Origin of the sequence: Proteus myxofaciens ATCC 19692 (assembly GCF_001654855.1) — a bacterium.
In the GTDB taxonomy this organism is placed as follows: domain Bacteria; phylum Pseudomonadota; class Gammaproteobacteria; order Enterobacterales; family Enterobacteriaceae; genus Proteus; species Proteus myxofaciens.
The window spans coordinates 1-1,651 of sequence record NZ_LXEN01000175.1 but is presented as its reverse complement, the minus strand read 5'-3'; the positions used below and the strand labels follow the sequence as shown (position 1 = coordinate 1,651).

The following is a 1,651-nucleotide window of genomic DNA, read 5'->3' as shown; positions in this document are numbered from 1 at the left end:
GTGTTGGATTAATTCCAGAAACGACAATTTTTGTTATTAAGCGCAGTACTATTTTGCCAAGAGTTGCACAATTAGCTGAAAATCTTCACCAAAAAGCAGTAAAGGGAATCAGGATGCCATCTTGTATTAATATTATTAGTGGCCCAAGCTGTACCTCTGATATTGAATTAATCAAAGTTGTGGGTGTGCATGGTTCTTTGAATGCTATTTACGTTGTTATTGAAGACTGCTAATCAATTTAAAAAGAGCAAGAGTTACCATTATTGTGGCTCTTGCTCCTCTGACTTTAATAAATTGTAGTTAAGTAAATGTTTATTGCCATCAATTACCATAATGGGTGATTTCTCTTGATAACATTCGCTAAGTGGTGAATAACAAGACTTTGAGTTATTATGCTCTAACCCTAACCAATCACTTAATAGCCAATAGTTATCTGCTGTTGAGTAAGCGTTATTTAACGCATTTTTTGCAATATTAGGCTTTGAATCTAATGAGCTATACCAGATAAAAAGAGGAATATTATAGGCCTCTTTGCGAGGGCTATTAACGCCATGGTGATAGCGTATTTCTCCTTTTTTATCGAGGCGCTGTAAAGCATGGTCAGAAAAATAAAGTAATGATGCAGATTTATCTTTAACTCGCTCTATTATTTTTCCAATCAATTTATCTGTATAAGCAATTGAACTATCATAGCAATTATCATCTTCTTGTTGAGTAAAGTCTTTTAACTCATTATTAGGAAAGCGATTACATGCAGGCTCATGGCTACCATAAGTATGTAAGACAATTAGCTTTTTCTTTGTTGATTTATCATTAAGAGCCTTATCTAAAAAAGGTAATAACTCTTCATCATAACCAATAGATTCATTCCATTTTTTATTTTGAGCCATATTAGCGATAACTGAAATTACACTCGTTTTTTGGCTCGCTTTACCTTGATTACTTAGCCAATATGTCTCGAATCCGGCATGATTTGCAAGAGAAATGATATTGTCAGCATAATGATGTTTATCTTGTAATTGTGTTAATTCGATATTTGATAATGAAATAGGCACTGATAGTATAGTGACAGGCGCTGGTGAATACGCTTGATTAAATAAGGCAATATTCTCTTTTTCTTTTACTAAGTTTGGTGTAGTGCTATGGGGATATCCATAAATTTCCATGTGATCACGACGGACTGATTCACCAATGATAAGAATATAAGTATCTGTTTTATCATCCTTTTTTTGATAATTATAGTTTACAGGATGAGATGCTATTTTTTTTATTTGCCGATTTTCATGAAATGTTCTTACTAAGGCGGCTGCATTGTAAAATGGGGTATTAAGAAGAGTATATTCAGCTAATAACTTAGTCTTATTATCTTCTCTTATCTGTGAATTTTTATAGATAGGAATAAGTATTATAAGAAATACAATAGAAATTAAGGATACTTTGGTTGTTTTTATATTAAAATTATGTGTGCTTTTATGAATTAGATAAAAATATAGAATAAAAGAAAAAATATAGAAAAAAACATAATATTTATTATAAGAAAGCATGCCAACCGTTTCACTACTATTTGTATTAATAAATGTTTCGGCAATAGATGATGAAAAAACAATATCATGCTCAATATAAAAAAAGAGAGAAATAGAAAGATTAAGAG

The 1,651-nt window shown here is 31.0% G+C and carries 2 protein-coding genes; one reads left to right on the top strand and one right to left on the bottom strand.

All coding sequences use genetic code 11. From position 1 onward, the window contains the following. The coding region (locus M983_RS16450; RefSeq protein ID WP_167348699.1) for an LUD domain-containing protein at nucleotides 1-233 on the top strand (233 nt) is incomplete at its 5' end. Between the two features lie 27 nt (nucleotides 234-260). Here M983_RS16450 and M983_RS16445 read toward each other — a convergent pair. Continuing rightward, nucleotides 261-1,651: phosphoethanolamine transferase (locus M983_RS16445; RefSeq protein WP_066753561.1), on the bottom strand; the 1,391-nt coding region annotated here is incomplete at its 5' end.